This is a genomic window from Bacteroidales bacterium (genome assembly GCA_021157585.1).
Classification (GTDB): Bacteria; Bacteroidota; Bacteroidia; order Bacteroidales; family UBA12170; genus UBA12170.
Map to the genome: position 1 here is coordinate 1 of JAGGWH010000144.1, position 3,531 is coordinate 3,531.

The 3,531-nt window shown below is 32.0% G+C and carries 3 protein-coding genes and 1 tRNA gene; 2 read left to right on the forward strand and 2 right to left on the reverse strand.

Annotation, left to right across the window (positions count from 1 at the left end):
* Positions 1-304: 304 nt before the first annotated feature.
* A tRNA-Met gene (locus J7K39_10015) sits at positions 305-376 on the reverse strand.
* Positions 377-741: 365 nt separating this feature from the next.
* Here J7K39_10015 and J7K39_10020 point away from each other — a divergent pair.
* Positions 742-1,974: a hypothetical protein gene (locus tag J7K39_10020; GenBank protein ID MCD6180224.1), complete on the forward strand. Its 1,233-nt coding sequence runs from the start codon at positions 742-744 to the stop codon at positions 1,972-1,974.
* A 1-nt stretch (position 1,975) separates the two neighbouring features.
* Complete coding sequence (locus tag J7K39_10025) at positions 1,976-3,121, forward strand: hypothetical protein (GenBank protein ID MCD6180225.1); 1,146 nt, start codon at positions 1,976-1,978, stop codon at positions 3,119-3,121.
* A gap of 84 nt (positions 3,122-3,205) precedes the next feature.
* Here J7K39_10025 and J7K39_10030 read toward each other — a convergent pair.
* On the reverse strand, positions 3,206-3,531 hold a 326-nt coding region (locus J7K39_10030), incomplete at its 5' end, for a sigma-70 family RNA polymerase sigma factor (protein MCD6180226.1).

Here is a 3,531-nt window from a genome sequence, read left to right on the forward strand (position 1 = left end):
GCATCGAGATATTTGAAAAATCTTGAAGATATTGGAATTTTAAAATCTGAAAAAATAGGACGTGAAAATTTATATTTAAATAAAGAATTGATAGAAATATTAAAACACTAAGCAGAACAATGTAAATCAAATTTTTGGCTAAAAATAACGGTAGCTCAAGTTTTATTCTTGATCCGCATTTGTCCACAATTTTGATGGGGTATAAAAAAAGATAACTTTCGTACAAAACTGTGCCCGTTTTGTGCCGAAAGTTATCTGTTGATATGCTAACCATACTGGTTATCAGTTTGTTAGCGTTTAGTAGTAGCGGGGACAGGATTCGAACCTATGACCTTTGGGTTATGAGCCCAACGAGCTACCTCTGCTCCACCCCGCAATATATTTTATGTTTAAGAACTATCGTTGTTTGAGGCTGCAAAGATAAAACTATTTTTCTTTTTATCGCCATTTAAATGGTATTTTATTTTCATGATTCTATGATCGAAATGGAATGTATTAAAGATTAGTATTATGCAATATGTATTACTTACTTTAAATACCTTGTATTATAAAAGGATTATTTCCATTATTTTATATTTAGTTTTAATTTTTGTAAAACAAATCAAACATTTTCCTATTTCGGCAAAAGAATTGATGGTATTAGGTATGCCTTAATATACTTTCGGTGGTGTTTCTAACGCTGATGGAATAAATGTTTCTAATGGAGGTTGATTCCCTACAAAATAATTTTAAATTTGAAAGATGAAAAAAATACTTATAATCGTATTCCTTTTAGTAGGGATCTTTATACAAGATATTGATGCTTGTACAACTGCTGTAATTTCCGGAAAATATACAAAAGACGGAAAGCCACTACTATGGAAACACCGAGATACTTGGTCGGTAAACAATAAAATAATGCATTTTAAAGATGGTAAATACGAATATACAGCTCTTGTTAATTCAGTAGATAAAAAAGGTAAAAGTATTTGGATAGGCTTTAACAGTGAAGGATTTGCTATTATGAATTCTGCCAGCTATAATCTTAATAATGATACAATTAAGCAGACAGGTTTGGAAGGACGTTTAATGAAAAAAGCCTTACAGAATTGTGCAAATATTGATGACTTTGAACAAATGCTTAAAGATATGCCAAAGCCCAGGCGTTTAGAAGCTAATTTTGGTGTTATTGATGCACAAGGAGGTGCTGCCTATTTTGAGTTATCCAATTTTAAATATGTAAAAATTGATGCTAACGATCCTACCGTTGCTCCTTTTGGATATGTGATACGTACTAATTATTCACATACCGGGAAAATGGGTAAAGGTGGAGGTTACATTCGTTATGTAACGGCAAATAAGGTTTTTGATGATGCCGTAAAGAATAATAATCTTTCGGCTAAAACTATTATCCAAAAGGGAAGTAGAAATATGACGCATAGTCTTACTGAAGATGATCTGTGGGTTTATGATAATCTGCCTGCCAATACAAATAAATATGTGACTTTTATAGATTATATTCCACGCAGCGGTTCTTCTTCATCGGTGATTGTTGAAGGAGTTAACAAAGGAGAAAATGCCGAGAATACCGTTATGTGGACGGTTTTAGGATTTCCTTTAACATCGGTAACTATACCGGTTTGGCTACATTCTAATATGCAGCTACCAAAAGTTTTAACCTATGATGAAGCCCTAAAAGATGCCCCTCTTTGCCATTATGCTTTAGAGCTTAAAAAAGAAGTTTATTCATATAATTGGGGAGCGAGTAGTAAAAATTATATTAATATTAATGTTTTGTTAAATGCTGATAAAACAGGTTTTTTGCAAGTTTTTCCTACACTCGAAAATGAGATTTTTTCATATGCTTTTAATAAAAAATCAGACTGGGAGAAAAATGGACTTAAAGTTAAGGAGTTGAATGATTTTTATAAATGGATAGATGAAAAAGTTATTAATTTTTATAGGGAGAATTATCCGCAACTAAATATAGAATAAAATGCATAAGAAATCGGTTTTAAGTATAGTATTTTTATCTGTTATTTTAGCTTTTAGTTCTTGTTCAGATAATCCATCTAAGTCGAATGTTAAAGAAAATAAAATTCAAGTTGGTGTTTTTAACGGAAATGGGGCTAGTCCCGTTTGTGTTTTAGAAACTTTAGAAGCTTTGAAGTTGGATAGTGGAATTTATCCTCGTACAATTTCAGCAATAGATATTATGAATGGACAACTTGATAATACAGATGTTCTTATTTTTCCAGGAGGAAGTGGTAGTCAGCAACTTAATAATTTAGGCGAATTAGGTGCTGATAAAGTTAGAGCTTTTGCTAAACAAAAAGGGAATGGTATTGTTGGAATTTGTGCAGGTGGTTATATATTGTCTAGCACGCCTAATTATCCTAATCTTGGTATTATTCCGCTTACCCATATTCGTTATCATTATAATAGAGGTAGGGGACTAATCAGTTTTAGTCAGAATGAAGAAGGAAATAAAGCCTTTCCGGAAAACAAAGATTTTAAGAATGTATACTTCCAATATTATGATGGTCCATTCTATAATATTACAGATACTACGAGCGTAAAAATTTTAGCGACGGTTAATACAGATATCGTGACAAAAAAAGATGATCCTTCCGGGGTTACACAAGGGAAGCCGGCATTATTATCTTATGAATATGGTGATGGTAAAGTTTTGGTTAGTATTGGCCATCCCGAAGCTACTCACGGTATGAGGTGGATGGTGCCACGTATGGCGAGGTTATCTATTAATAAGGAACTTATTTCCTATAATCCTGAAATTGTAAGGCCTGATGCCTATCAAAAAGAATTGCTTTTTTTACCGAAATTAAAAAAGCTTGAAAAAGAATTATTTTGGCAACTTTCAGATACAGACCCAAAAGCAATAATAAGTGCAATAGATCAATTGCAAGAATTGCATTCAAGACCATCTATACGCTGGACTATAGGATTATTAAGGCATCAAAATGTTGATGTAAGATTAAGAGCTGCTGAGTATTTATTGTTTACGGAATATACTTACGCTTTGCCGGATATTAAGCAAGCAATACTTGATGAAGAAAATGTTGAGGCAAGAGAGAAATTGGATAATTATTATCAAAAACTAAAGGCTTATAGAGTATTATAGAATGGTATTATAAATTTATAACTATTACAAGGGATTTATTCTAATGAGTTTTTCCCTTGTTTTTTTTAATCGGGGACTACTAACTTAAAATAGAGAATAATTCCACATACTTCCAATAAGTAATGCTGTAGTTAAGTAGTTAATAAGCTTGGGGTATTTATTGGCTATATTTCTGAGATGCCGTAGCGCATTACTCATATGGTTTTCAACTGTTTTTTCAGAAATATTCAGAACCTCTGCAATTTCTCGGTATTTTAACCCGTCGACTTTATGCATTCGGAGAACTAGTCCTGCTCTTTTGGGTAGATTAAATATTATATTATTTATTACATCTGATTTTTCTGCTTTGAGAAGCAATGTTTCGGGAGTTTCAAACTCATTTTTATTTTTAATATCATCAATATTTACAA